This is a genomic window from Phormidium tenue FACHB-1052 (assembly GCF_014696675.1).
In the GTDB taxonomy this organism is placed as follows: Bacteria; Cyanobacteriota; Cyanobacteriia; order Phormidesmidales; family Phormidesmidaceae; genus Nodosilinea; species Nodosilinea tenuis_A.
The window spans coordinates 519,411-543,834 of sequence record NZ_JACJQN010000001.1 but is presented as its reverse complement, the minus strand read 5'-3'; the positions used below and the strand labels follow the sequence as shown (position 1 = coordinate 543,834).

At 58.0% G+C, this 24,424-nt stretch carries 25 protein-coding genes; 18 read left to right on the top strand and 7 right to left on the bottom strand.

What is annotated here, in order from left to right; genetic code table 11:
* Positions 1 to 26 precede the first annotated feature (26 nt).
* Genes H6G07_RS02500 through H6G07_RS02490 form a run of 3 tightly spaced genes read left to right on the top strand, consistent with a single transcriptional unit; the run spans position 27 to position 2,713 of the window.
* Complete coding sequence (locus tag H6G07_RS02500) at positions 27 to 989, top strand: ABC transporter permease (RefSeq protein ID WP_073606576.1); 963 nt, start codon at positions 27 to 29, stop codon at positions 987 to 989.
* Positions 979 to 1,890, top strand: a complete 912-nt coding sequence (locus H6G07_RS02495; RefSeq protein WP_073606577.1) for an ABC transporter permease — start codon at positions 979 to 981, stop codon at positions 1,888 to 1,890. The genes H6G07_RS02500 and H6G07_RS02495 overlap by 11 nt, the downstream gene beginning before the upstream one ends.
* A 4-nt stretch (positions 1,891 to 1,894) precedes the next feature.
* Entirely contained in the window at positions 1,895 to 2,713 is an 819-nt protein-coding gene (locus H6G07_RS02490) for a polysaccharide deacetylase family protein (protein ID WP_073606578.1), read from the top strand.
* On the opposite strand, the gene H6G07_RS02485 is transcribed toward H6G07_RS02490, so the two are convergent.
* A complete protein-coding gene (locus H6G07_RS02485; RefSeq protein ID WP_073606579.1) occupies positions 2,634 to 3,467 on the bottom strand; it encodes a Cof-type HAD-IIB family hydrolase in 834 nt (277 codons plus the stop codon). The two genes, H6G07_RS02490 and H6G07_RS02485, sit on opposite strands and share 80 nt — an antisense overlap.
* 118 nt (positions 3,468 to 3,585) lie before the next feature.
* Here H6G07_RS02485 and H6G07_RS02480 point away from each other — a divergent pair, with 118 nt between their 5' ends.
* Together H6G07_RS02480 and H6G07_RS02475 are read left to right on the top strand one after the other, a co-directional pair.
* Entirely contained in the window at positions 3,586 to 3,840 is a 255-nt protein-coding gene (locus H6G07_RS02480; protein ID WP_073606580.1) for a YlcI/YnfO family protein, read from the top strand.
* Positions 3,833 to 4,258, top strand: coding sequence for a type II toxin-antitoxin system VapC family toxin (locus tag H6G07_RS02475; RefSeq protein WP_073606581.1), 426 nt, complete (start codon positions 3,833 to 3,835; stop codon positions 4,256 to 4,258). The genes H6G07_RS02480 and H6G07_RS02475 overlap by 8 nt, the downstream gene beginning before the upstream one ends.
* Here the strand turns inward: H6G07_RS02475 and H6G07_RS02470 are convergent.
* Positions 4,227 to 4,898, bottom strand: a complete 672-nt coding sequence (locus H6G07_RS02470) for a TenA family protein (RefSeq protein ID WP_073606582.1) — start codon at positions 4,896 to 4,898, stop codon at positions 4,227 to 4,229. The two genes, H6G07_RS02475 and H6G07_RS02470, sit on opposite strands and share 32 nt — an antisense overlap.
* 120 nt (positions 4,899 to 5,018) lie before the next feature.
* A complete protein-coding gene (locus H6G07_RS02465) occupies positions 5,019 to 5,792 on the bottom strand; it encodes an HAD family hydrolase (RefSeq protein ID WP_073606583.1) in 774 nt (257 codons plus the stop codon).
* Positions 5,793 to 6,081: 289 nt separating this feature from the next.
* Here H6G07_RS02465 and H6G07_RS02460 point away from each other — a divergent pair, with 289 nt between their 5' ends.
* From H6G07_RS02460 to gorA, 7 genes are all read left to right on the top strand, one after another.
* The gene (locus tag H6G07_RS02460; protein WP_073606584.1) at positions 6,082 to 7,077 is read left to right on the top strand and encodes a cysteine synthase A; all 996 of its coding nucleotides are present in this window, start codon (positions 6,082 to 6,084) and stop codon (positions 7,075 to 7,077) included.
* Between the two features lie 182 nt (positions 7,078 to 7,259).
* Complete coding sequence (gene lepB, locus H6G07_RS02455) at positions 7,260 to 7,868, top strand: signal peptidase I (protein ID WP_084172823.1); 609 nt, start codon at positions 7,260 to 7,262, stop codon at positions 7,866 to 7,868.
* 253 nt (positions 7,869 to 8,121) lie between these two features.
* Entirely contained in the window at positions 8,122 to 9,729 is a 1,608-nt protein-coding gene (gene metG / locus H6G07_RS02450; protein WP_073606586.1) for a methionine--tRNA ligase, read from the top strand.
* Between the two features lie 78 nt (positions 9,730 to 9,807).
* Entirely contained in the window at positions 9,808 to 10,473 is a 666-nt protein-coding gene (locus H6G07_RS02445) for a LabA-like NYN domain-containing protein (protein ID WP_073606587.1), read from the top strand.
* An 18-nt stretch (positions 10,474 to 10,491) separates the two neighbouring features.
* Entirely contained in the window at positions 10,492 to 11,640 is a 1,149-nt protein-coding gene (gene lptC, locus H6G07_RS02440) for an LPS export ABC transporter periplasmic protein LptC (RefSeq protein ID WP_199311845.1), read from the top strand.
* A gap of 13 nt (positions 11,641 to 11,653) precedes the next feature.
* Complete coding sequence (locus H6G07_RS02435) at positions 11,654 to 12,289, top strand: TenA family protein (RefSeq protein WP_073606589.1); 636 nt, start codon at positions 11,654 to 11,656, stop codon at positions 12,287 to 12,289.
* A 145-nt stretch (positions 12,290 to 12,434) separates the two neighbouring features.
* Entirely contained in the window at positions 12,435 to 13,790 is a 1,356-nt protein-coding gene (gene gorA / locus H6G07_RS02430; RefSeq protein WP_073606590.1) for a glutathione-disulfide reductase, read from the top strand.
* Positions 13,791 to 13,924: 134 nt separating this feature from the next.
* On the opposite strand, the gene H6G07_RS02425 is transcribed toward gorA, so the two are convergent.
* Together H6G07_RS02425 and H6G07_RS02420 are read right to left on the bottom strand one after the other, a co-directional pair.
* On the bottom strand, positions 13,925 to 14,233 hold the full coding sequence (locus H6G07_RS02425) for a DUF3593 domain-containing protein (protein ID WP_073606591.1): 309 nt from the start codon (positions 14,231 to 14,233) through the stop codon (positions 13,925 to 13,927).
* 267 nt (positions 14,234 to 14,500) lie between these two features.
* Entirely contained in the window at positions 14,501 to 14,815 is a 315-nt protein-coding gene (locus H6G07_RS02420) for a DUF2499 domain-containing protein (RefSeq protein ID WP_073606592.1), read from the bottom strand.
* Positions 14,816 to 14,908: 93 nt separating this feature from the next.
* Here H6G07_RS02420 and csaB point away from each other — a divergent pair, with 93 nt between their 5' ends.
* Entirely contained in the window at positions 14,909 to 15,967 is a 1,059-nt protein-coding gene (gene csaB, locus H6G07_RS02415) for a polysaccharide pyruvyl transferase CsaB (protein WP_073606593.1), read from the top strand.
* Between the two features lie 145 nt (positions 15,968 to 16,112).
* On the opposite strand, the gene H6G07_RS02410 is transcribed toward csaB, so the two are convergent.
* Positions 16,113 to 16,577, bottom strand: a complete 465-nt coding sequence (locus tag H6G07_RS02410; RefSeq protein WP_073606594.1) for a glutathione peroxidase — start codon at positions 16,575 to 16,577, stop codon at positions 16,113 to 16,115.
* Positions 16,578 to 16,713: 136 nt separating this feature from the next.
* Positions 16,714 to 19,077 (bottom strand): putative PEP-binding protein, encoded by a 2,364-nt coding sequence (locus tag H6G07_RS02405; RefSeq protein WP_073606595.1) that lies wholly within the window; start codon positions 19,075 to 19,077, stop codon positions 16,714 to 16,716.
* 334 nt (positions 19,078 to 19,411) lie between these two features.
* Between H6G07_RS02405 and H6G07_RS02400 the strand changes: the two genes are divergently transcribed.
* The 5 genes from H6G07_RS02400 (at position 19,412) to H6G07_RS02380 (ending at position 24,328) form a co-directional block, all read left to right on the top strand.
* Positions 19,412 to 20,155: a ComF family protein gene (locus H6G07_RS02400; RefSeq protein ID WP_073606596.1), complete on the top strand. Its 744-nt coding sequence runs from the start codon at positions 19,412 to 19,414 to the stop codon at positions 20,153 to 20,155.
* Positions 20,156 to 20,256: 101 nt separating this feature from the next.
* Positions 20,257 to 20,466 carry a hypothetical protein gene (locus H6G07_RS02395; protein WP_073606597.1) on the top strand — a complete coding sequence of 70 codons (210 nt, stop codon included), beginning with the start codon at positions 20,257 to 20,259 and terminating at the stop codon, positions 20,464 to 20,466.
* A gap of 188 nt (positions 20,467 to 20,654) precedes the next feature.
* The gene (locus H6G07_RS02390) at positions 20,655 to 21,710 is read left to right on the top strand and encodes an amino acid ABC transporter substrate-binding protein (RefSeq protein ID WP_073606598.1); all 1,056 of its coding nucleotides are present in this window, start codon (positions 20,655 to 20,657) and stop codon (positions 21,708 to 21,710) included.
* 218 nt (positions 21,711 to 21,928) lie between these two features.
* Positions 21,929 to 23,107 carry an amino acid ABC transporter permease gene (locus H6G07_RS02385; protein WP_084172824.1) on the top strand — a complete coding sequence of 393 codons (1,179 nt, stop codon included), beginning with the start codon at positions 21,929 to 21,931 and terminating at the stop codon, positions 23,105 to 23,107.
* A gap of 3 nt (positions 23,108 to 23,110) precedes the next feature.
* Complete coding sequence (locus tag H6G07_RS02380; protein ID WP_073606599.1) at positions 23,111 to 24,328, top strand: amino acid ABC transporter permease; 1,218 nt, start codon at positions 23,111 to 23,113, stop codon at positions 24,326 to 24,328.
* Positions 24,329 to 24,424 lie beyond the last annotated feature (96 nt).

Below are 24,424 nucleotides of genomic sequence, written 5' to 3'. Positions count from 1 at the left end.
CCCCTCACCTTCCCCATCTCTCCCCTATGCTCGGCTACCTGCTCAAACGTCTGCTGATTGCCATCCCCACGCTGCTGGCTATTAGCGCGGTGATCTTCTTCATCCTGGCGCTGGCACCGAGCAATCCCCTGGGCGATCTGGCGACGAATCCGGCGGTTACGCCGGAGGTGCGGGAGAACATTGTGCGATCGCTCGGCCTTGACCAGCCGATTCCCATTCGCTATTTGAAATGGACGGTGGCGCTGTTTAGCGGCAATTTGGGCTATTCGTTTACCAGCCGTCTGCCGGTGGTGGAGCTAATTGCCCAGCGGTTGCCGGTCACCCTGTGGGTGATTGGGGTGGCCTACCTGCTGAGCGTGACCCTGGCGCTGCCCCTAGGGATGGTGGCGGCGCTGCGGCACAACACCTGGATTGACCGAGCGATTACGACGCTGGCGTTTATGGGGTTTTCGACGCCGCCTTTTTTTTCGGGGCTGGTGCTGATCATTGTGCTGAGTGTGCGGCTGGGGTGGCTGCCTTTTATCTACGACAATCAGCTGGTGGTGAGCGATGCCGCGACCCTGGGGCGGTGGCTGAAGCAGTCAATCATGCCGATCGCAACGTTGGTGTTGTTTCAAACGGCGGTGCTGCTGCGGTTTGTGCGGGCCGCTATGCTCGAAGAAATTCCGCAGAACTATGTGAAAACGGCGCGGGCGAAGGGGCTGGGCCGCTGGCGTATCGTCACGTTGCACATGCTGCGCAACGCGCTGATTCCGGTGGTGACGCTGGTGGCGCTGGATATTCCGACGATTTTTACGGGGGCGCTGGTGACAGAGCAGGTGTTTCGGGTGCCGGGAATTGGGGCGCTGCTGATCGAGTCGATCTACCGCAGCGATACGCCCGTGGTGATGGGGATTGCGTTTATCTACGCAGTGCTAGTGGTGGCGTTTAACCTGGTGGCCGACTTGCTCTACGGCATCATTGACCCCCGGGTGCGCTATGGCCATTAATACCGACCTTGCTCCGGGAGTCGTGGCTCCTACCGGCAGCAAAAATCGGGTTTGGGAGCGGCTGTGGGGCGATCGCACTGCTCAACTTGCCCTAGTAGTGCTGGGAATTTTGATGCTGGCGATCGCCCTCGGCCCCATCCTCTACTCCGGCTCTCCCAGCACCATCGATTTTGCTCGTGCCTTTTTGCCGCCCGGCGTGGGGCAGCCCCTGGGCACCAACGACCTGGGGCAAGACCAGCTGGCCCGCCTGCTGATCGGCGGACGTATTTCGCTAGCGGTGGGGCTGGCGGCAACCTTGGTGGGCATTAGCTTGGGGGTGGCGATCGGGGCTCTGGCCGGGTTTTGCGGCGGCTGGGTAGATGTCGTGTTGATGCGCGTCACCGATCTGTTTCTGGCCCTACCGCAGCTGCCGCTGGTGCTGCTGGTGGTCTACCTGCTGGGCGACCCGGTGCGCCGCACTTTGGGGCCAGAGCGGGGCATTTTTTTGCTGATTGTGCTGCTGATTGGCGGTCTGAGCTGGATGTCGGTGGCCCGCCTGGTGCGGGCCGGGTTCTTGAGCCTGAGGCAGCGCACCTTTGTGCAGGCAGCCGTGGCGTTGGGGGCACGCCCTTGGGGCATTGTCAAAACCCACCTGCTGCCCAATATTTTAGGGCCAGTGATTGTGGCGGCGACCATCGGTGTGGGTAATGCCCTCTTGGCCGAGTCTACTCTCAGCTTTCTCGGGGTTGGATTTCCGCCCGATGTGCCCACCTGGGGGCGCATGCTCTACGACGCCCAAAACTACATCGAGAGTGCTCCCTATCTGGTGCTGTCTCCCGGCATGGCAATTTTTCTCACAGTACTCTGCATTAACACGCTGGGCGATCGCCTCCGCGATAGTCTAGATCCCACCAGTCGTTAAGGCTATGGCCGCCAATGCTATGGCTCCTCCCCATCACCAACTGCTGACCCAGGTCGCCCGGATGTTTCCGGATGCGCTGTTCTATGCGCCGACCAAAGCTCCCCTGGTGGCGCTGACCATTGATGATGTGCCGACGCCGGGCGATCGCGACGATCGTTCCACCCGGATGATTCTCGACGCGTTGGATACCTATAACCGCACCGCCAAACAGCCGGTACATGCCACATTCTTTGTCATTACCGACCACCTCAACCCCGGCAGCACCATTCTGCAAGACATTCTGGCCAGCGGCCACGAAATCGCCAACCACGGCACCACCGACACCACCCCGGCCATTTTGCAGCCCGCCCAGTTTGCCCGCCATTTTCAAGAGGCCCACGATCGCATCACCGACCTGATTCAGCAGCCCCTGCGCTGGTATCGTCCTGGGCGCGGCCTTTACAACCGAGCCATGGTCGAGCATATTCGCCTCGCTCCCGGCTACGAGTCGCTGGTGGCCCTGGCCTCGATGGTTCCCTTCGACACCATGCGCAGCCTGAGTACTCCCCACCTCAACACCTGGTACCTGGCGCAGTTCATTTTTCCGGGGGCGATTTTTGTCATACACGGCGGTTCAATGGAGCGCTGCGTGCAGACCGCCTACGCTCTGCCCACCCTGCTGGCGCTGATCGATCGACAGGGCTACCGCGCCGTCACCCTCTCTGAGCTGTACGACAGCCTGCTAATCGACAGCTCGGCCAAACCTACAGCAGAAACTCCCGCAGCGCCGCCGCCACCCCATCCGCCTCAACCCCCGGTGCCACCCAGTCAGCCCCCTGCTTAACCGGCTCTGGGGCATCGCCCATGGCCACGCCAATGCCCGCATAGCGCAGCATTTCGAGGTCGTTGTAGTTGTCGCCCACGGTCATCACCTGGTCAGGCTTCAGGCCCAGCAGGTCTTCGGCCAAAAACCGCACCGCTTCGCCCTTGTTAGCCTTGGGATGAGTGGCTTCGACGAAATATTCCACCGATCGCGTCAGGTACAGATCATCCAGCGGGTAGCGCTGCCCCAAATCGCTGAGAATGTCGCTCAATAAGTCCACGTTTTCGCTCAGGGTCAGCAGCTTGGTGGTTTCGATGACGACGTTACCGGATAGCAGAGCGGCCAAGTCTCCCGCTGCGATCGGCTGCACACCCGATCGCACGGCGTAGGCCTTGGTGTCTTCAATAATCGCCCGCACGTGGAGCTGATCGTCGATATAGAGGTGAATCGACAGGTCGTTGTTGGCCTCCATCGGGGCCAGGTAGGCGAGAATTTCGAGGGCCAGCCGCCGGGGCAGCGGCGTGTGGCGGTGCAGTTTCTGCGTGGCGGGGTCTTTGATGAACGCCCCCTGGTAGGCCATCAGCGGCAGGGTAGAGCCCACCACCTCGTAGAACCGCAGGGCCGATTGATACATGCGCCCAGTGGCGATCGCCACCGCAATCCCCCGCTGCTGCACCTCGCGCACCGCCTCCAGCACCGGCTCGCTGATCTGGTTAGACACGCCAGCCAGGGTGCCATCGATATCGAGCACGAGTAGACGAATGTCCGCAGTCATGGGGTCGGCCAGTAGAGGGTTCCGCGTCTATTATCTCCGGCCAAGGCGATTTCACCACTAGTAAACAGGGCAATGGTTACACTAGATGACATCACATCGTGATGTCATAGGTAAAAGTATGGAACGCCAAGCGGTAACTATTCGGCTGCCCACTGACCTGTTGGAGCAGGCAAAGCATTTTCAGGCAAGTCGCGAATCGCTGAATGAGCTGGTGATTGAGGCGATCGCTCGCGAAGTACAGCGGCGCAAAACCCTTGCGGCCCATCAGCGCATTCTGGCTCGCAGTGCCGAGGTTGAAGGGCAAACCGGCATTCAGCCCAGTTCTGTTGATTTGATTCGCCAGTTGCGGGGCGGCGAGGGACGACGTGGCTAAGTGCATTGATACCAGCCTGTGGATTCCTTACCTTGTGCCTGAGCCCCTGCAAAGCGAAGCAAGAAGCTTGATTACCCCTCTGTTGCTATCGGGCGAATATCTAGTTGCTCCGGGGTTCGCGTGGGCTGAGGTGGGCTCAGTACTGCGCAAAAAAGTTCGCCTAGGGCTAATTACAGCAGCTCAGGCCGCAGGCTTCTATGACGACTTTTGTCAGATGCCTATCAACTATTTAGACAGCGATCGCCTGCACACAAAAACCTGGCAACTGGCAGAGACCTTCGACCTAGCCACCCTTTACGATGCCGCTTTTCTCGCGGTTGCCGATCTGGAGTCAGCGGAGTTTTGGACAGCTGATCAGGCACTGGTCAACACACTAAATCCCTGTCCTACCTACGTTCATCTCTTAACCCATCCTTGAGGTCATCCTTTTGGAAGCTGTCTATCTGCCATGCGGCCTCAAAAAAGGCGAGTTCGCACTCCATGGCGTAGCGGTAGGCCGTCTGGTTGTTGGGGCTGTCTGCTGCCGAATTATCAATCAGCGCTTCGAGCTGAGCGGCCAGAGGTTCAAACTGGTCGCTGCTGTAGGTGTCAATCCAGGGACTGTAGCGATGGGGCGGTGGGTTAAGCTGCACCAAAGACTGACCCAAAAAGGCGTAGAGCCGCATGCAGGGGGCCATTGCTACCGCCGTCGCGCCAGGCGTTTGCCCCCAGGCGGTGCTGAGTAAAAAATCTGTGTAGCGACGGGTGGCGGCGCCGGGGGTAATGGTGGTTAAGTTTACTCCCCATTCCTGAGCGTAGCCGCCGTGCAGATTTAGCTCGGCCAGCACCCCATCGGCCAGCTGGTGGAACACTTGAAAGTCTTCCCAAGTAGACGCTTTGGCGGCGGCGATGCTGTAGGCGCGGGCAAAGGCTTCGAGAAAAAAGGCGTCTTGTCCCACGTAGTAGGCGAATTTTTCTACTGGCAGAGTGCCATCGCCAATGCCCTGGACGAAGGGGTGGTTGAGGCAGTCCTGGGCCAGGTCATCATTGGCGTGCCAGAGGGCTAGGGATAGGGACATGGAGAGTGGGTGGATAGGTGAATGGGTAGGAAGATGATTGGTATGCCCAAGGCAGGAGCGCACAGCGCGTGTCCTGGGGGGACTCAATTGCTAGAGTAATGATGTGGTCACCAAAAGTCCTTACCCCTGGGCTGCTGAATCTGACAACAGCGTCTGGGCCAGATCTAGAGAGAAATAGTAGGCGTTGCTGGCCTTGCCCCAAAGGACTTCAAAGGGCAGGCTGGGTTCGCCCAGATGACTGATGACCAGGCGAGCACCGGGCATAGCATGGCTTCGGGTGTAGTCGTTGACCGTAACCACGGTGGGGAGTCCGGCGGCAACTGCCGCTTCTAATCCTTGGGGGCTATCTTCAATCACCAAGCAGGTGGCGGGGCTGAGATTCATCGCGTCGATCACCAAATTGTAGATGTCGGGGGCGGGCTTTTTGGCGGGCACCATGTCTCCGGCAGCGATTACCTCAAACCAGCTGGGTGAGTCTGGCCCCAGCAGGCGCTCAAGTAGGGGAATAACGCTGTCTTTGGCGCTGGTGGTGGCGATCGCCAACCGCACCCCCTCCCGCCGGGCCGCCTCGATCAGCCGCCGCACCCCTGGCCGCAGCGGTATCACATTGCTTTCCACAAGAGCCTGAAAGTGCCGGGCCTTAGCCTGGTGCAGGGCTACCACCAGCCCATCGATATCCTCCGCTTCAAACTTGGGCTGGTAGCGCTGAATGTAGTAGCGAATGCGCTCTTTGCCCCCCGCCACCCGCAGCAGCTGACCGTAGAGACCCACCGGCCAGTGCCAGCGCAGACCAAACTCCTGAAACGCCTGGTTAAAGGCCACGCGGTGGCCGTCGCGCTCAGTTTCGGCCAGGGTGCCATCGACATCAAAAATTAGCGCCTCAAGGGTTTTCATCGTGGCACAAGACAGGGGGCAAGGATAATAGAGTAAGCGATCGCAACGATAACCCAAATCTACGCTCAGAAAGGCGAAGTCCAGCAGGGGAATTTTGCCGGTTAGAAAACTCTACCTATAAGCTGAACTTGTCGAGCGAACCCCAGAAAACTGACCGATATAGCCGAGAAGCCAGCCGTTTCACCGTAGGATGAAGAGGCGACCTGCGCTGGGGATATTGCCTTGGGCAGGCGCTAGGTTGGGCGATCGCCTGGCCCCGAACAGACTGTTGTCAACGGTTACGGAAGGCATGGATATCAAACAAGGTTTTGTCGCCACAATTGGCAACACTCCCCTCATTCGCCTCAACAGCGTGAGCGAGGCCACCGGCTGCGACATTCTGGGTAAAGCAGAGTTTCTTAACCCCGGTGGCTCGGTCAAAGATCGGGCCGCGCTCTACATTGTCGAAGATGCCGAGAGAAAGGGGTTGCTCCAGCCCGGTGGCACGGTGGTTGAGGGTACCGCTGGCAACACCGGCATTGGCATGGCCCATATCTGCAATGCAAAAGGCTACCGCTGCCTCATCGTTATCCCCGATACTCAGTCGCAGGAAAAAATTGACCTGCTGCGCACCCTCGGCGCCGAGGTTCGCACCGTACCCGCCGTGCCCTACCGCGACCCCAACAACTATGTGAAGCTCTCAGGTCGCTTAGCGGCGGAGCTTGACAACGCTGTCTGGGCCAACCAGTTCGACAATTTGGCCAATCGCCTAGCTCACTACGAAACCACCGGCCCCGAGATCTGGGCGCAGACCGAGGGCACTGTCGATGGCTGGGTGGCAGCTACGGGCACTGGCGGCACCTACGCTGGCGTAGCCATGTTTCTCAAAGAGAAGAACCCCAGCATTCGTTGTGTGGTGGCTGACCCCATGGGTAGCGGCCTTTACAGCTACGTCAAAACCGGCGAAGTTCACATTGAAGGCAACTCCATTACCGAGGGCATTGGCAATAGCCGCATCACCGCCAACATGGAGGGGGCGCCCATCGACGACGCCATCCAAATTGAGGATCCTGAGGCGCTGCGCACCATCTATCAACTGCTCTACAACGACGGGCTGTTTATGGGTGGCTCGGTGGGCATCAACGTGGCGGCGGCGGTAAAGTTGGCTCAGCAGCTCGGCCCCGGCCACAAAATCGTCACCGTGCTGTGCGATGGCGGCTCCCGCTACCAGTCGCGCATCTACAGCCGTCCCTGGCTCGAAGAAAAAGGGCTGTGGTCTGAGGATTTGGCTCCTGCTACTCCCTAAAGGAACGCTCTGGGGATAACTAAATCCGCTGTCTGTTATCTCTGTAACCAACCGTCCACTGGAGACGAATGGTTGCAAAGTAGATCGACTACACTAGGACAGGCCTAGCGGGTACGTTTGGGGCGACTTTGCCCTGGAAGCTACTGGGGCTAATCTTTCTCTGTATCTTCGGGGACACACCTGTGACCGACCAGTCTAATAAATCTTCGCTGCCGCCCGAGTCATCCCTAACGCCAGGCCCGACTCAAAAGCAGCAGGCACCCCAGCCTAATCCCTGGGTAGAAGGGCTGCAAACCATCGGGCTGAGCGTTGTGTTGGCCCTGGGCATTCGACATTTTGTGGCAGAGGCACGCTACATTCCCTCGGGCTCTATGGAACCCACGCTGCAAATTAACGATCGCCTCGTGATTGAAAAGATCAGCTATTACCTCAACCCCCCTGAGCACGGGGATGTTGTCGTGTTTTGGCCGCCCGACAGCCTCACGCCCCCTGGAAAGCGCCGAGACGCGTATATCAAGCGCATTATTGGTCTGCCGGGCGACGTGGTCGAGGTGCGTGATGGTGAGGTGATTCGCAATGGCGAGGTGCTGACTGAGCCCTACATCAAAGCTGCGCCTGACTACCAATGGGGCCCAGAGACCGTGCCAGATGCCTCTTACCTGGTGCTGGGCGATAACCGCAACAGCAGCTATGACAGCCACGCCTGGGGATTTGTGCCCCAAGAAAATATCATTGGCAAAGCCGTGGTGCGATTTTGGCCACCCGATCGCCTGGGCCTGCTTGACGATTGATTGGCAATTTTTAGGGCGGGGTTAAGCCAGATGCTTAAAACTTCTGGGGCTTATTCAGGGAACCCTAACATAGCAGTCTAGGATACTAGCTTGGGCCTGTGGGTTTTGCAAGGGGCCTCGGTCTAGCTTTTTCCTGGCGCTGCTATCCTTAGTATTTGTCGGGTTAGTTTAAAGCCTTTTGTCTAGAGGCTAGCGCGCCGATTGTTGCTGTTATCTCATGGGCCTTTTAGTGGGCTGATGTTTCAGTTTTTGTATGACTTTTACCCCTGTAGACCAACCGCCCTTTGCTATTACTACGCCGCTGTATTACGTCAATGGCTTACCCCACATTGGCAGCGCCTATACCACCATTGCCGCCGATGTAGTGGCCCGATTTTATCGGCTGATGGGGCATCCGGTGCTAATGATTACTGGCACCGATGAGCACGGCCAAAAAATTCAGCGCACTGCCGAAGATCGCGGTGTCTCACCCCAGGAACATTGCGACGAATTTGTGGCTGGGTTTGAGCGTCTGTGGGGGCTGCTAAATATTGATTGCGATCGCTTCATTCGCACTACTTCTGCTCGCCACAACGCCATCGTCAACGAGTTTTTTCAGCGGGTGTGGGAACAGGGAGATATCTATAAAGGCCAGCAGCAGGGCTGGTACTGTGTGTCCTGCGAAGAATTTAAAGAAGAGCGTGATCTGCTGCCCAATCAGCACTGCGCCATTCACACCAACAAGCCGGTGGAGTGGCGCGACGAGTCAAACTATTTCTTCAAACTGTCGAAATACCAAGAGCAGCTTGAGCAGCTCTACGCTGAGCAGCCCGACTTTATTCAGCCAGAGGCCCGTCGCAACGAGGTGCTCAGCTTTGTGAAACGGGGGTTGCAAGACTTCTCGATTTCGCGCGTTAACCTCGACTGGGGCTTTCCAGTTCCCACCGACCCCGATCACACCCTTTACGTGTGGTTTGACGCGCTGCTGGGCTACATTACCGCCCTTCAAGATCCCAGCGACCCGCCCAGCCTGGAGCAGGCGATCGCCCACTGGTGGCCCATTAATACTCACCTGATTGGCAAAGACATTTTGCGGTTTCATGCCGTGTACTGGCCCGCCATGCTGATGTCGGCGGGGTTGCCGATGCCCAAACGAGTCTATGGCCACGGCTTTTTAACGAAAGACGGCCAAAAGATGGGCAAGAGCCAGGGCAATACCCTCGATCCGGTGGCGCTGGTGGAAACCTACGGTCCTGATGCGGTGCGCTACTACTTTTTGCGCGAAATCGAGTTTGGCAAAGATGGCGACTTTAACGAAACTCGCTTCATCAATGTGCTGAATGCCGATCTGGCCAATGATTTGGGCAATCTGCTCAACCGCACTCTGAAGATGGCCGGGCGCTACTGCGATGGCCATGTGCCCGATGTTGATCCTCAGAGCATTGCAACTGACCATTCTCTGCGGGCGATCGGCACAGCGCTGCCTAAAACCGTCTTTGAGGCCTATACTCACCTGGCCTTTAGCCAAGCCTGTACCGCGATTTTGGCGCTAGTGCAGGCCAGCAACAAGTTCCTTGATGAGCAAGCTCCCTGGAGTCTCTACAAACAGGGCAAACAGGCCGAAACCGAGGCCGTTTTATACGCCGTACTGGAGTCGGTGCGGCAGGCTGCCTATCTGCTGTCGCCGATCATCCCCGGCATTAGCAACCAAATTTATGCTCAGCTAGGCTTTGCCATCGATTTTGACGACAAAGCCATCGGCCAGCAGATTAGCTATGCCGACCATGCTGCCTGGGGCTATTTACCCCCTGCTCAGGTTTTGGGAGAAGCCTCCCCCGTATTTCAGCGCCTAGAGCTGCCCGAACCCGTGAGCAGCCCTTAGCCTAAAACCGCTCCAGTTCGTTTCACGTTTGTTTTTAGCTTGTTCTTTCAGCTCGATTTAACACCTTAATAAAAAACCATGTTAGATACTCACAGCCATTCCTTAAACAACCACTCTTTACTTGGCGAAGACGGCATCTTCACCCCTGAGCAAGTGCTCGAAAATCGGGGCCGGGTAGCCATTTTTATTGATGGTTCGAATCTGTTCTATGCGGCCCTGCAATTGGGCATTGAGATTGACTATACCAAGCTGCTGTGTAAGCTCACGGCTGGCTCGCGGCTGTTTCGCTCGTTTTTCTACACTGGAGTAGACCGCACGAACGAAAAGCAGCAGGGCTTTTTGCTGTGGATGCGGCGCAACGGCTATCGAGTGATTGCCAAAGACCTGGTGCAACTGCCCGATGGCTCTAAAAAAGCCAATCTAGATGTCGAAATAGCGGTAGATTTGGTGGCCTTGGTCGGCTACTACGACACTGCTGTGCTGGTCAGCGGTGACGGCGATCTAGCCTACGCTGCCGATGCTGCTAGTTATCGGGGGGCGAGGGTTGAGGTGGTGAGTCTGCGATCGATGACCAGCGACAGCCTGATCAATGTGGCCGATCGCTACATCGATCTTGAAGGGATCAAAGACGACATTAGAAAAATGCCCCGCACCTCTGCAAGTCACAGCTACACCTACCGCCCTCTGTCTAACCTAGCGGCTGCCGGCGATGCGGTAGACGACGGCGTGACAATCAGCGAGTAGTGTTACAGGCGCAGCACCATGGCACGATGGCGGCAGTTGATGATTGGTGGGGCTGCGATCGCAGCTCTGGGCCTGGGGCTGTATAGCCTGCTTGGGCGACCTGGTTCAGAGCCGGGTGCCGATGGCCCGGCTGCTGGAGATCCACCCCCAGGACTGACACTGCGAGATGTCACCCTAGAGCAGCCCAACGAACAGGGACAGCTGCTCTGGCGGGTTAAGGGTAAGGAGGTGACCTACAGCCCTGACCAGCAGGTGGCGTTTATCACCCGGCCCGATGGCGACCTGTTTCAAGACGGCGAAGTTATCTATCAAGTGGTGGCTGACACTGGCGAGGTGCGCGAAAACGGCAGCGTAATTTTGCTGCGCGGCAATATTGTGGCCACTGGCGTTAAGAATGGCTCCGTGCTGCGGGGCAACGAAATGGAGTGGCGTCCCGAGAACGATGTGCTGATTATGCGCGACCAAATTACCGGTACTCATCCGCAACTGCGGGCTGTAGCCGACGAGGCGCGGGTGTTTAACCGCGAAAACCGTATGGAGCTAGCCGGTAATGTGGTGGCCAGTACGGTGGTTGCCGACCCTAAAACCGAGCCCTGGCTGAAGCTTCAGGCCCAGGAACTCGCCTGGTTTTGGGATGAGGAGCGCATCGACAGTGCTCAGCCCCTGCGGGTAGAGCAGTTTAAGCAAAACGCGATTTCCGATGTGGTAGTGGGCCAGCGCGGCACGGTAAACCTGGCTACGCAGCTAGTGAACCTACGCGGGCAGGTGGCCATGCAGATGCTAGATATTCCACTCAATATGGCCAGCGAAGCTCTAGATTGGCAGGTGGCCGAAGAGCAGGTAACCGTCAACCAGCCCCTCACCCTGATCCATCCCGAAAATAAAATCAGGGTTACCGCCCGCCAGGGCCGCATGGATTTGGCGGCGCAGCAAATTTTTCTCTCCCAAGATGTGGTGGCCGTGGGCGAAGCTAACCAGGCCCGCATGACCAGCGATCGCCTCGACTGGAACGTAGAGACCCAAACCCTAGTCGCCGAGGGTGGCGTTAACTATCGCCAGGTCAACCCTAACGTCAACCTCAACGGCGCGCGCGCTGTAGGCCGCATTGATGATCAGACCATAGTGGTTGACGGGGGCCGCGTCGTGACCGAGATCGTGCCGAATTAGGAGGAAGATTTCCATGCCTCTGACCTGTCAATCCCTCTTGCAAGCCCACCCCGCTCCCTGGGACAGCGCCACCACCCACCCATTTCTAGCTGGCTGCCAGAGCGGCACTCTGCACCCCGCCCAGTTCAACACCTGGCTGGTGCAGGATTTTTTGTTTGTCAAAGACTTTACCCGCATGGTGGGGCGGGTGCTGGGGGCGGCCCCCGATGACCATATCGATGGGCTGTTGGCGGGGCTTGGTGCCCTGAAGGATGAGTTGCTGTGGTTTGAGGCTAAGGCCGCCGAGCGATCGCTCAACCTATCCACGTCTCCCCAGCTCACCTGCCAGCGCTACTGCGAGTTTATGGCCAGCCTGGCCGCGCGGCCCTACTCGGTACAGGCTACTGCTTTGTGGGCGATCGAGTACGCCTACAACCAGGGCTGGCAGTTACCTGGCCCCATGCCTGAGCCCTACACCGAGTTCGCCGATCGCTGGGGCAACCCCGGCTTTACCGACTACGTGCACCTGCTGGCCGCCCAGGCCGATGCCGCCCTAGCTATAGCTAGCCCAGAGGTTCAGGCCCAGGCCGAAGCTGCCTTTTTGCAGGTGGCCGACCTCGAAGCGAACTTCTGGCAAATGGCCTTTACCGCTGCTGAGGCTGCTCAATAAGGTGTTTGGTCTCATGGTTCAGGGTGAGCGGTTGACCTGGCGATCGCCTTCAGGAGCGCGATTGCCCCAAACTGTGCCTAACTGAGGATGTTTTTAAGATAGATTGCGGTCAATCCTAGAGAGCGATACTACCCTGGGGAATGCCGTGACCTACGACTTTGATTTACTAGTAATTGGTGGCGGCTCTGGCGGTATAGCGGCAGCCCGGCGAGCTGCCAGCCACGGTGCCCGGGTGGGTCTAGCGGAGGCGAGGCAGATAGGCGGCACCTGCGTCAATCGCGGTTGCTTACCCAAAAAGTTGATGGTCTATGCCGCTCAGTTTGCAGAACAGTCTGACGTGGCTACCAGCTACGGCTGGGCCGTTGGGGAGCGCCGGTTTGACTGGCCCACCCTAATTGCCGCCATCGATCGGGAAGTGCATCGCCTCAGGGGTGTCTATCAAGACCTGCTCGACAAATCAGGCGTAGAGATGTTTCGCCATCGGGCGCAGTTCGTCGATGAGCACACCCTCGCCGTGGGCGAAACCACCGTCACCGCTGCCAAAATTTTGATTGCTGCTGGCGGTCAGCCCACCCGGCCCAACAATATTGATGGTATTGAGCACGCCATTACCTCCGACGATATCTTTCATCTGCCCCAGCAGCCAAAGCGCATGGTGATTATTGGCGGTGGCTATATCGGCTGCGAATTTGCCAGCATTCTCAATGGGTTGGGCACCGAAGTTACCCAAATCATTCAGGGTGACAGAGTACTGAGCGGCTTTGATGACGACCTGCGCCGTGAAATTCATGGGGCGATGCAGCGACAGGGCATCACCATGGTGACCAATAGCGATCAGATTGCGATCGCCCCCGGCGAGTCAGGCTTAACCCTGACCGTAACCACTGAGCAGGGGCAAAAGACCGTGCTCAGCGATGCGGTCAGTTTGGCGGCCACCGGACGCAACCCCAACGTGAAGGGCCTCGGGCTAGAGAATACCGGTGTGACCGTGAAGAAGGGGGCGATCGCCGTCGACGCTCACTATCGCACCACCGTCCCCCACATCTTTGCGATCGGGGACGTCATCGATCGCGTCAGCCTCACCCCCGTAGCGATCCGGGAGGGCCGCCTATTCGCCGATGCCGAATTTGACCACCAACCCGTCACCCTCGACTACGACACCATCCCCACCGCTGTGTTTACCACGCCTGAAATGGGCACCGTTGGCTTCACCGAAGCAGAAGCCGCCAAAAAGTTTGGCAAAGACGATATTCAAACCTATTGCTCCCGGTTTCAGCCTTTGTACTACAGACCCTCTGATCAAGAGACCCAGGGCCTAATCAAGCTAGTGGTGCAAAAATCCACCGACCGAGTGCTAGGGGCGCACATGGTTGGCAACCACGCCGCAGAGCTGATGCAGGGAGTTGCGATCGCCGTGACCATGGGTGCCACCAAAGCCGATTTTGATACCACCCTGGCGATTCATCCCACTACCGCAGAGGAGTTTATTGGCCTGGAATGAGCATGAGGAAGGTTCGCAAGACGGGGAGGGAGAGGAAGGTGGGGAAGGTGATGAGGCGCTAAAGCATGAATTCCACCTCCATCCCCCCTATTCCCCTCATCTTCCATCCGCCTAAACGTCACCCTCCCTCCCCACTAATCACTCTCCCCCTGTGCCTCAGCCCGATGCTGCACAACCGCTTGGCGAAACCCCAGCACCACAAGAATGTTTGACAGCGTCAAAAACGCCTCTGCACTGCCGTGGAGCCAATCCACGTTAGCTAGCTCTTCCCCAAGCCCCACCTTGGCATAAATGCCTGCTGGAATAGTTACTGCCACAAATACCAGCAGCGCGTAGAAGCCAGTTAGTGCCAGCCGCGGCGTCTCCTGGGTACGGGTCATAAACCAGAGAAACCCCAGGTAGGGGAAGAGGGACATGGCGAAGAGGGTGTTTTTGTCGAGCATGGTTGGGTGTGGGGAGTGGATGGGTGGGGAGTGGATGGGTAGGGAGTGGATGGGTAGGGGGTGGATGGGTAGGAGAGTGGAGGGAAGAGAATTTAGGCAGACAATCTTTTATTCAAATCCGCAGTTCTAAAATTCGTTAGTAGTTTGCCAAGCCGAAGTTAATGGGGGCTAAGGTTCACAGCAGTCCTTAAACCGTATACCTCAAACTCTGAACCCTAGACCGCTAGACCTTGCCACGTTTAGCGTTCTCAGGTACTAAGTTTGGGTTCACTTGGGGCTAGCGGTCGAGATACTGCTTTGTCGCCAGATCCACCAGGCGGCGAGGCAGAGGGTGCCGTTGCCGATCACGGTCATGGCGGCCTGTAGGGTGACTAGCCAGGCGAGCCCAGGGGCATTGTCGAATAGGTGCCAGGTGCAGGCGGCCATGGCGCTCACCAGGGCGGGAAGCATGCCGATCGCCAGCCAGCGCCACACTAGCCGCTGAGTCACAGTGGCAAATTGCCAAATAAACCACATCGCCGCCATCCACTCCAGCACACTTGAAATATGGATCATCCAGGTGGGCAGCGAGAGGGCGTGCATGGAGTTCAGGGCGTAACAACAGCCTCTATTGTAGAGAGGTCGGCGTATGGCGTATAGCGGTTTGACCCACGGGTTAGCTAGAGGCAGGTAAGAATGCGAGCGGTTTTGTGTGGCTACTATGGCATGGGCAACGGCGGTGATGAAGCCCTGCTAGCTACCCTGCTGCAAATGCTGCCTGCGGGGGTAACGCCCGTGGTGCTGTCTGGCAACCCCGTCGAAACCGCCCAGCGCTACGGCGTAGAAACTGTGCCCCGCAAGGCCTTAGGCCCAGTCATTCGTGCGCTGCGGGGGGCCGATGTGCTGATTTGGGGAGGCGGCAGTCTGCTGCAAGACGCCACCAGTCTGCAAAACCCGGTTTACTATGGCGGGCTGATGGTGCTCGCCCAGTGGTTGGGGCTCAAAACCATCGCCTGGGGACAGGGCATTGGCCCCCTCAGTCACCCTCTCAGTCAGGGACTAGGTCGCTACGCCCTGGGCCACTGCAATGCCGTCAGCGTGAGGGACAATGGGTCGGCGGCGTGGCTGGCTCGCTGGCAGGTGCCGGGTATGCAGGCCCCAGACCCAGTGTGGGCCTTGGAATCTACGCCAGTAGACGGACTGTGGGATCTGCCTGCTCCTCGGGTGGCCGTTGCCCTGCGACCCCATCCCTGGTTGACCGAAAGTCGCCTAGATCAATTCACTCAGGCTCTGGCCTCGTTTCAAAAGGCGACCCAGACCTGCTTGCTGCTGGTGCCCTTTCAGCCGATCAAAGACTTGCCCATTGCCGAATATATCCAGCCCCGGCTGCCTGGCCCTAGCCATATTTATGCCTTGGCTGACCCACACCAGCTCAAGGGGCTGTTTAGAGGTGTCGAGATGACTTTGGGCATGCGGCTGCATGCGCTAATTATGGCGGCGGCTGAGGGCTGTCGCTGCTTTGGGCTCAGCTATGACCCCAAGGTTAGCCATCTGATGACCGATCTCGATCTGCCGGGGTTTGACCTTAACCCCCAAGCGGTGAGCCATCGCTGGCCAGATAGTCCCGAGCAGATGACCCAAACCTGGCTGGAGGTCTATGCCAACGGCGACCCGCTGTCGCCCGAACAAATCAGTTCGCGGGTGGATCGCGCCCTCATGCACCAAGACCTGCTGCGGGACGTGCTGTCGTCGTGATTCTGGCCTCGGCGAAGGTTTGAGCCGATCGCAAAGCCCTGACTTTGCCGTTGAGGTTTACAGGTTGAACCGTTTGAGTGGTTCAACCTGTAAACCTGCGCTGAATTGCTTTGGCCTAGAAATGCTGTTTGAACGCGATCGCACTCTAGCCCAACGCCTGCTCGATCGCAGCTTTGAGAGCCGGGTCGTTGGGAGGGGTTTGAGGCTCAAAGCGCTCGATTACCTGGCCGTCGCGACCGACCAAAAACTTGCCAAAGTTCCAGCCGATGTCGGGGCCGTCGCCAACGAGAAACTGGTAGAGGGGGCTGCGATCGGGGCCGTTGACATCCTGCTTTTCGAGCAGGGTAAAGTCAACGTCGTACTTGGTTTTGGTGAAGTCTTTGATTTCCTCAGGGCTGCCGGGCTCTTGCTTGCCAAACTGGTTGCAGGGCACGCCCACGATCACAAGGCCGCGATCGCCATAGGCCTTATCCAGCTCCACTAGACCACTGTACTGGGGCGTCAGGCCACATTTGCTAGCCACATTCACAAAGAGAATCACCTTGTCGGCTAGCACGTCGGGGGCTAAAGGGGCACCGTCTAGGGTGGCGAGGTTAGAAGGAAGAGACATAGGGGGTAATGGTCTGCACAACGTTGTTATTATCGGTCATCTGTCCGGTTGTTGGGCCAATCCCCCAAGCCAAGATGACACTTCCCTATCCCTCCTATTCTCTAAAAAAAACAACTCCCCCACCCCCCCAACTCCCTCACCCCCCACTCCCTCCACCATTCTCCGCCTGCCAAATCGCCTCCAGCGTAAACGGCAGCGCCGCCGCTTCTACCGAAATGGAGTTAATTCCCCAGCCGACTAGATCGGCAATCAGTTCAGGGTGACGCACTGGAGCCTGGCCGCAGATCGAGCAGAGCAAGCCGTTGCGGCGGGCCTCCTGCACCAGGTGGGCCATGGCCAGGCGCACGACCGGGTGGCGCTCGTCATAGGCGGAAGCCATGGTGGGCTGGTCGCGATCGATGGCCAGCAGCAGTTGGGTAAGGTCGTTAGATCCAATGGCAATGCCCTGAATACCGGCCTGGGCGTAGGCGGGCAGCAAAAATAACACCGAGGGCACCTCGGCCATAATCCACAGGGCAAAGCCGGTGACGTCGGTGAGGCCGGCCCGCTCGACCCGCTGGCGACAGGTAATGGCTTCTTCGACGCTGCGCACAAAGGGCAAAATTAGCTGTAGGTTGCCATGGCCAGCCCGTTGCAGAGTGGCTAATGCCCCTAGCTCGACCTGAAATAGGCGATCGTCAATGTCGTAGCTCAGGGTGCCGCGCAGCCCCAGCATTGGGTTGGGTTCTACCGGAGGGCTGCCTCGGAGGGCCTGCCATTCGTGCGATCGCAGATCGAGGCTGCGATAGCGCAGGGTTCTAGGCCCTAGGGTCTGCAAAATTGGCTCTAACTGCTGCACCAGTCGACTTTGCAGCTCTGCTTCCTGGCCCCGGTTGACCCAATCCCAGGGGTGGCGGCCCTCTAACACCTCCAGCAAGAGCCATTCCGATCGCAGTAGGCCAATGCCCGCTACATGGTTGAGAGACAGGTTGGCTAAGCCCTGGCGCTGGCTGAGGTTGACCATGACCTGGGTACGTAGCCGATGGTAGCGGCCCGGTTGATTGGTGGGTAGCGGTTCAGGCACCGGGGCCACCGGGGGGCGAAACGAGGCCGCTGCCTCATCGGTGAGGCCATAGACTACACCGCGATCGCCGTCGAGCCAGAGCACCATGCCGTTGTCGAGCAGCTGGGTGGCTTGGGGCGCACCCACTACCGCCGGAATGCCGACCTCTCTCGCCAAAATAGCCGCGTGGCAAGTGGCACCGCCGCGCTCGGTGACAATGCCCGCCACCGACGGCAGCTGAAAGAAGACATCGGGCTGCAGGTCGGGTAGCACCACGATGCAGCCCTCAGGGAGGGGTTTCGGTAAGTCTTGGGGCCGTTGGGCGACTACGGCAACCCCTTGAATGCACCCCGCTGCCGCCCCAATACCGCGTACGACCGTGCTGGCCAAGGGCAGTAGCGGGGGCTGCGACCGAGCCCGGGTTGGGGGTGGTCGCTCTGGGGCGGGGGCCGTCACCGACGGGGCGGGCCAAGGGGCGGCTTCGGTGATGATCAAGGTGGGCTGGTCGGGGTTGGCGCTGGGGTGTAGCAGCCATTCTAGACGTGCCCCAATTCCACCCAGAGCCGTTTGAGCCCGTTCTGCAACCTGCACTAGACGGACGAGCTGGTCTTGGGTGAGGGGGGCGGTCAGCTCGGGGCGATCGCGATCGATCACCTGAATGGGTTGGGCACTGGCCAATGGGCGGGGGCGGTACTTAGAGGCGGGCCTGAGCTGGTAAATGCGCTCCTGAAACCCTGGTAGCCAAGTCGCTGAGGCTACTTGGCCGGGGCTGATCCAGCAGCAGGCTGGAATGGCTTCTCCCTGGGTGAGGGCCATGCCTAGCCCCACTACCGCCGTCACAGTAATTTGCTCTTGGCTCAGAATGAGCGTGCCTGACACCAGGGCTGGATATACCGGCATAATCAGCGTAGCCAGGCTGAGATCACGCAGCCGCTTGCAGTGGAGATCCCAGACGGGTAGACAGCGAGCCGTTAGCGCTTGGCTCCAAAACTGTGGCAGCGCCCCGGCTAGATTTGCCCAGTCAGATTCAATCTGGGCCGACAACAGGCCTGGGCTTAGCAGTCTAGACGCCTTTGCCTGGTTCAAACCCAGCGTGTCTACCCAAAGCGATGCGCGCAGCATCCAGGCGGCAGGAATAAACCCATCGGGCTCGGGACAATCTAACCCACTGTCTGCGATCGCCGCGATCGCAGGAATGTCTCGCAGAGCTTTTTGCCATTGCTGGCTGCTCTGCTGGAGGGTTCTGAATCCGTTTTGACACACTGAAGCCAGCCGATCACCATCGCCGTTGGGCCAGGCCATCTGCTCTAGACTGTGGTGCCAGGCCGCTGCCGTCAGTACGCAACCTTGAGCCACAGGCAGCCCCTGCTGCTTGAGCAAGCCCAGATAATATGCTTTCTGCCCGACGGCCCGCAGATCAGCGATGTCCAGCGTGTGCAGTTGTCGAAGCCAGGTCATTCTGGGGTACAGGGCTAGTCCTCAGCGGTCGCGTGAGGGAGGTGGCCAAGGTATTCGGTTTTATAACGCCAGCACCGCTAGCCCCTGCGGCTGCTTAGCCTGCCCCAACTCTCGACTGGCAGTGCCCAGGGGCGATCGCAACGAAGCGCTTTATTGAAGTCAATATCTTATATCTATGAGTTTACGCGATGGCCATCGTCTTCGCCCTCTACCCTGCTAGTGGGATAGGGTGCTTTCCCACCAGAGATCCCTATTTCTACCCTCGTCTCTGCCCGCTGTGGCTCTGACAATAGATCCAGCGCCATCTCGGCCATTAGCTATTAGGGCAGATCGCATGCACAGCCGCTCCTCTATTCAGACCTGGCTCGGCCAGGGCAAACGCCAGCTGCTCAGCCTGTTTTTGGCCGAGCCTTGCCCCCTGTGTCAGCGATCAACAGCGGCCGTGCTCTGCTCCGGCTGCTGCCGCCAGGTGCGTCAGTGCCAGTCGCCAACACCCTGCGATCGCAGTATTCCAGATTTGACAGTACTGAGCTGGGGGCGCTACGAAGACAGCCTGCGTCAGGCGATCGGCAGCCTCAAATACAATGGCCACACGGGACTAGCGCAGTTTTTGGGCACCGAGCTAGGGCAAACTTGGCTCGATCACAACCCTCATTCTAGGGAACAGGCTCGTCCGGTGGCGATCGTCCCCATTCCCCTCCACCCCACCCGATTGCAGCAACGGGGCTTTAACCAAGCCGACCTGATCGGCCAGTGGTTTTGTCGGCTGACTGGGCTGCCGCTCTACAGCCATGGCCTAGTGCGCGTGCAGGCTACCCAGGCCCAGCACAGCCTCGACCGTTGCAGCCGCCAGCAAAATCTGGATCAGGCCTTTGCCGTTAACTCAGCCCAAGTCAAGGCGCTCCAACGATCTACGGTCTGGCTGCTCGACGATATCTTCACCACCGGAGCCACTGCTCAATCGGCAGCCCAGGCTCTGCGGCGCAGCGGCATCGCTGTAGAGGGCATCTGCACCGTCGCTCGTCCCACGGCCTGGGCAGCTTCCACCGAGACTAAAAAAACTTCGAACCCAAGATAGATGGCTATAGCTTCCTTAGGAAATATTAATAATCTATTGACCCTGTTGCGCCAGTGAGTCAATGCTCTAGTATAAATCTAAAGAAATTATTAACAGCTGCTATGAACCCTCAGCTTCTGAGACACCTGTGGTCTTTGGTAGAACGGTCCCAGAGCAGTCATCTTCTCGCTCTAGATGACCATGGTTTAGTGTGCTGGCTGTTAGAGCAATTTGTTGGGCAGCAGCCAATCAATCAATCCGAAGCCGATCAGCTTCATCACTACATTCGCGACAAAATCCCCCTAATTCGCGACCTGGCGCAGGAGCACTAAATTAGTATCACGCGGCGTAAGTTAGACCGTCAAGCCAGACGGATCCAGATGGGTTTGGACTCCCCGCCAGTATATTGTTATCTTTGATGCAAAATGAAAACCCAAACCGTTGGAGTGTTAACCCAGTGCAACACTCCAACGGTTTGGGTATAAGTTTTGCAGTGTCTTTTGTGAGTGAGGATTAATTCATGCGCAAGTGGGGTTTACTCGCAGCTGCCCTCGGGCTAACGCTGGCCGCCTGTGGTGGCGGAACCACTACCGCCACAGGCGATGGGGAAGCCGCTCCCGCAGGTGGGGGCCGTCTCGATGTCGTCAAAGGGCGTGGACAGCTGATCTGTGGCGTGGATGGTGGTATTCCGGGCTTTAGCTTTGTGGATGAAAGCGGCACCTACACCGGTCTTGATGTCGATATCTGTAAGGCCGTAGCCGCTGCCGTTTTGGGCGATGCCGAAGCCGTAGAATATCGCCGGTTAGACTCGACTGAGCGCTTTACGGCTCTCTCGGGCGGTGAAGTTGATATGCTTTCGCGCAACACCACCTGGACCATCAGCCGGGACACCAGCGTGGGCCTTGAGTTTGCGCCTACTACCTTCTTCGATGGCCAGGGCATGTTGGTGCGTGCAGACAGCGGCATCGCTGGCCTGGAAGATTTTGCCGGTAAGGCCATCTGCGTGGAGACCGGTACCACCACTGAGCTCAACCTAACTGACCAAATGCGCCAGCTCAATGTTGATTTTGAGCCGGTGGTGTTTCAGGATGCCGATGCCGCCTACGCGGCCTACGACGAAGGCCGCTGCGAGGGCATGACCTCTGACAAATCGCAGCTAGTGGCTCGCCGCAGCACCCTACCCAACCCCGACGAGCACACCCTGCTCGAAGTCACGATGTCTAAAGAGCCCCTGGGGCCTGTAACCACCAACAACGATTCTGCGTGGTATGACGTTGTCAAATGGGTCACCTATGGGTTGATCCAGGCCGAAGAGTTTGGCATTACCTCTGAGAATATTGCCACCTTTGAAGCTACTGAAAACCCTGACATTGCCCGCTTCCTGGGACAAGAGGGCACTCTGGGCACCGATATGGGGCTGCCCAACGACTTCATGGTGCAGGTGATTACCCAAGTGGGTAACTACGGCGAAGTCTACGATCGCAACGTCGGCGCTGACTCTGAGTTTGCCCTAGAGCGTGGCCAAAATGCGTTGTGGAGCGAGGGTGGCCTGATGTACTCTCCCCCCTTCCGCTAGGGAACGCCCGCTGCTCGGTGGGAGTCTTTAGCTCTCACCGAAACCCTCTACTCCCGATTAACCCTGTCAAAAGGCGCAGCTCGACTGCGCCTTTTTCATAAATCCTTGTAACAAATTGAACTTTTCTTGACATCGCTCTTAGATTATTTTGCTTACAGCGCCAGAACTGCTCCCTTTGCACTGATATACCTTGCACTGATACACCACAGGTGACGTAAATGGCCCACGATAGCGGCAGCAAAACCTTTGACCTTAAGGCAATGCTGCGAGATGAGCGCTTTTGGAAGATCGCCTTCCAGGTAATTACGCTGATCGTTGTCCTGCTCTTGTTGAGCTTTTTCCTGGGCAATTTGAACCGCAACCTGATTCAGCAGGGGCGGGCCTTTGGCTTTAGCTTTTTGCGGAACCCGGCTGGCTTTAGCATTGGCGAAAGTTTGATTCAATACCGCCCTAACGATCCCTACTGGCGGGCGCTGATGGTGGGCCTGGGCAATACCTTGACCCTGGTAGTAGGCGGTATTGTTTTGACCACTCTGCTGGGCGTAGTGGCTGGGGTGGCGAGCTTTTCTAAGAATTGGCTGTTGCAAAAGCTCAGCCGTCTCTATGTGGGGCTGGTGCAAAATATTCCGCTGCTGCTTCAGCTGTTTTTTTGGTACTTTGCCATCTTTGGCGCGCTGCCCCGGCCCGAAGCGCAGATCGGGGTCCTGGGTCTTGCCTTCTTGAATAACCGGGGGGTTTATATTCCCTGGGCCAGTAGTGCGCTGCTGGCGGTATTGGGCATTGCGGCTACGGTTGGGGCGGCGATCGCCGCCCTCTATCTCTGGCGCTGGCGCACCAAAATTCGCATTGAAACTGGGGTTGGGGGCCAAGCTCAGTCCATTGCTCTGGCGGTAGTGGGGTTGGTCTGGCTGGCCATTATTACCCTGGGTATGGATTGGACTATACCGGAGGGCGTTGAAGGAGGTGGCGTAACCGGCGGTCTGCGTCTGTCGCGGGAATATGTGGCCTCTCTCACGGCCCTGGTGTTCTATACCTCTGCTTTTGTGGCAGAGATTGTGCGGGCGGGCATTCAGTCGGTGTCGAAGGGGCAGTGGGAAGCTGCCCGCACCCTCGGGCTAAATGCCGGTATGGTGATGCGGCTGGTGGTGTTTCCCCAGGCGCTGCGGGTGATTATTCCACCGATGAACAGTCAGTACATGAACCTGACTAAAAACTCTAGCCTAGCTTTTGCGATCGCCTTTCCCGAAATTTATTCGATCGCCACCACTACCTACAACCAAACTGGCCGACCGGTTGAAGTCTTTGTGGTCATGATGGCCACCTATTTAACCCTGTGTCTACTCATAACTGTAGTGATGAACCAGTTCAACCGATCTGTGCAGTTTAAGGAGCGCTAAGCTATGACCTCCGCAACACCCGACTCTCTCTCCTCTGCACGTCCTGATGTGCTGGCCCTAGGGCCAGTGGCTTGGGCCAAAAAAAATCTGTTTAGCGACTGGTTCAACAGCCTACTGACCATTGTCATTGTCGGTATCTTTGGCTGGGGTATTTTTCGCCTTGTTTTTTGGGCCTTGACCGTCGCCCAATGGCAGGTCATACCCAATAATTTTGGTCTGTTTATGACCGGAACCTTTCCCTCGGGTCTCTATCCTCGTATTTGGGCCTTGTTGGCCGTGATTTGTGGGTTAGCAGGGTTGTCATGGGGCGTGCTGGGGCGCAATGTCTCCACCCTGTTTAGCCGGAATGTGCTAATCGGTCTAGGGAGCATTTGTGCATTCATTGTGCTGTTTCCGCCGACTCGACCCAGCTCGCTACAGCTGTTGCCAATGGTTGCTCTAGTAGCTGGAGCAGCGGCGGCGGGGCGGCAGATTGGGCGCAAGTTTCCTGGGGTGGGCAAGGGGATCTCGCTAGCCTGGTTTTTGTCGTATTTTGTTGCTCTCTGGCTGCTAGGCGGCGGCTTTGGGCTGACCAAAGTTTCAACTAACGACTGGGGCGGTTTAGTTCTAACCCTGTTTACGGCGGTGAGTGGCATTGTGCTGTGCTTTCCGCTGGGGCTGCTGCTGGCTTTGGGGCGGCGCAGCGCCCTGCCGGTGGTGCGCTGGTTGGCTACGGCCTACATTGAGCTGGTGCGAGGGGTGCCTCTGGTGGCCTTCCTGTTTATGGGTCAGGTGATGATTCCGCTGTTTTTGCCGATTGGGTCGCGGCCCGATCGCATTTTGCGGGCGGTCATTGCGCTGGCTCTGTTTAGCGCCGCCTACCTGGCCGAAAACGTGCGCGCCGGTTTGCAGGCGGTGCCTCGCGGCCAGCGCGAGGCCGCTATGTCTTTGGGGCTCAATACCCCCGCTACCCTGGGCCTGATCATTCTGCCCCAAGCGCTCAAGATCGCGATTCCGGCGATCGTGGGGCAGTTTATTAGCCTATTTCAAGACACGACGCTGCTGTCGATTGTGGGCCTAGCAGAACTGCTGGGCATCGGTAAATCTATCTTGGCCAACCCGGCCTATCTGGGGCGCTACGCCGAGGTTTACCTGTTCTTAGCGGTGATTTACTGGTTCTTCTGCTACGCCATGTCGTTGGCCAGCCGCAAAATTGAGGAGAAGCTCAACACCGAACACTAGATGCCCCCGGCAAAATATCTCTCCGTGTAACAGTTGACAGTCTGGAATCCAGAAACCTCCTAGGGTTAAGGCAAAATAGCATTATCTTGCGCTAGC

What these genes read in the sequence shown, in the direction of transcription:
- H6G07_RS02495 (WP_073606577.1), top strand. Translation starts at nt 979, where the DNA reads ATGGCCATTAATACCGACCTTGCTCCGGGAGTCGTGGCTCCTACCGGC.
- H6G07_RS02380 (WP_073606599.1), top strand. Translation starts at nt 23,111, where the DNA reads ATGACCTCCGCAACACCCGACTCTCTCTCCTCTGCACGTCCTGATGTG.
- H6G07_RS02385 (WP_084172824.1), top strand. Translation starts at nt 21,929, where the DNA reads ATGGCCCACGATAGCGGCAGCAAAACCTTTGACCTTAAGGCAATGCTG.
- H6G07_RS02485 (WP_073606579.1), bottom strand. Translation starts at nt 3,467, where the DNA reads ATGACTGCGGACATTCGTCTACTCGTGCTCGATATCGATGGCACCCTG.
- H6G07_RS02420 (WP_073606592.1), bottom strand. Translation starts at nt 14,815, where the DNA reads ATGCACGCCCTCTCGCTGCCCACCTGGATGATCCATATTTCAAGTGTG.
- H6G07_RS02405 (WP_073606595.1), bottom strand. Translation starts at nt 19,077, where the DNA reads ATGACCTGGCTTCGACAACTGCACACGCTGGACATCGCTGATCTGCGG.
- H6G07_RS02400 (WP_073606596.1), top strand. Translation starts at nt 19,412, where the DNA reads ATGCACAGCCGCTCCTCTATTCAGACCTGGCTCGGCCAGGGCAAACGC.
- H6G07_RS02445 (WP_073606587.1), top strand. Translation starts at nt 9,808, where the DNA reads ATGTTAGATACTCACAGCCATTCCTTAAACAACCACTCTTTACTTGGC.
- H6G07_RS02390 (WP_073606598.1), top strand. Translation starts at nt 20,655, where the DNA reads ATGCGCAAGTGGGGTTTACTCGCAGCTGCCCTCGGGCTAACGCTGGCC.
- H6G07_RS02425 (WP_073606591.1), bottom strand. Translation starts at nt 14,233, where the DNA reads ATGCTCGACAAAAACACCCTCTTCGCCATGTCCCTCTTCCCCTACCTG.
- H6G07_RS02500 (WP_073606576.1), top strand. Translation starts at nt 27, where the DNA reads ATGCTCGGCTACCTGCTCAAACGTCTGCTGATTGCCATCCCCACGCTG.
- H6G07_RS02395 (WP_073606597.1), top strand. Translation starts at nt 20,257, where the DNA reads ATGAACCCTCAGCTTCTGAGACACCTGTGGTCTTTGGTAGAACGGTCC.
- H6G07_RS02410 (WP_073606594.1), bottom strand. Translation starts at nt 16,577, where the DNA reads ATGTCTCTTCCTTCTAACCTCGCCACCCTAGACGGTGCCCCTTTAGCC.
- lptC (WP_199311845.1), top strand. Translation starts at nt 10,492, where the DNA reads ATGGCACGATGGCGGCAGTTGATGATTGGTGGGGCTGCGATCGCAGCT.
- H6G07_RS02435 (WP_073606589.1), top strand. Translation starts at nt 11,654, where the DNA reads ATGCCTCTGACCTGTCAATCCCTCTTGCAAGCCCACCCCGCTCCCTGG.
- H6G07_RS02470 (WP_073606582.1), bottom strand. Translation starts at nt 4,898, where the DNA reads ATGTCCCTATCCCTAGCCCTCTGGCACGCCAATGATGACCTGGCCCAG.
- H6G07_RS02460 (WP_073606584.1), top strand. Translation starts at nt 6,082, where the DNA reads ATGGATATCAAACAAGGTTTTGTCGCCACAATTGGCAACACTCCCCTC.
- metG (WP_073606586.1), top strand. Translation starts at nt 8,122, where the DNA reads ATGACTTTTACCCCTGTAGACCAACCGCCCTTTGCTATTACTACGCCG.
- csaB (WP_073606593.1), top strand. Translation starts at nt 14,909, where the DNA reads ATGCGAGCGGTTTTGTGTGGCTACTATGGCATGGGCAACGGCGGTGAT.
- H6G07_RS02490 (WP_073606578.1), top strand. Translation starts at nt 1,895, where the DNA reads ATGGCCGCCAATGCTATGGCTCCTCCCCATCACCAACTGCTGACCCAG.
- H6G07_RS02480 (WP_073606580.1), top strand. Translation starts at nt 3,586, where the DNA reads ATGGAACGCCAAGCGGTAACTATTCGGCTGCCCACTGACCTGTTGGAG.
- H6G07_RS02465 (WP_073606583.1), bottom strand. Translation starts at nt 5,792, where the DNA reads ATGAAAACCCTTGAGGCGCTAATTTTTGATGTCGATGGCACCCTGGCC.